Below are 295 nucleotides of genomic sequence, written 5' to 3' on the forward strand. Positions count from 1 at the left end.
GTCTGGTACACCGTCTCGATACCGGCCGCGCGCGCGTCCATCGGCGTACGGAAATGGACCTGCTTGCCGTCCAGGAAGATCTGGCCCTCGTCCGGGATGAGCGCACCGGACAACGCCTTGATCAGGCTCGACTTGCCGGCACCGTTGTCGCCGATGACCGCGAGGATCTCGCCCGGGTAGAGCTCCAGGTCGCTGCCGTCGATGGCGACGACTCGGCCGTAGCGCTTGGTCAGGCCCTTGGCCTGCAAAACGGGCGACGTCACGTCTTCACCTTCCTGATCCACTGGTCCAGCGA

The 295-nt window shown here is 65.4% G+C and carries 1 protein-coding gene; it reads right to left on the reverse strand.

Annotated elements, in window-relative coordinates; all coding sequences use genetic code 11:
• A partial coding sequence (locus tag IH26_RS0152710) for an ATP-binding cassette domain-containing protein (protein WP_034218346.1) occupies nucleotides 1-263 on the reverse strand: 263 nt, incomplete at its 3' end.
• Nucleotides 264-295 lie beyond the last annotated feature (32 nt).

The organism is Actinoplanes subtropicus, assembly GCF_000721705.1.
Classification (GTDB): domain Bacteria; phylum Actinomycetota; class Actinomycetes; order Mycobacteriales; family Micromonosporaceae; genus Actinoplanes; species Actinoplanes subtropicus.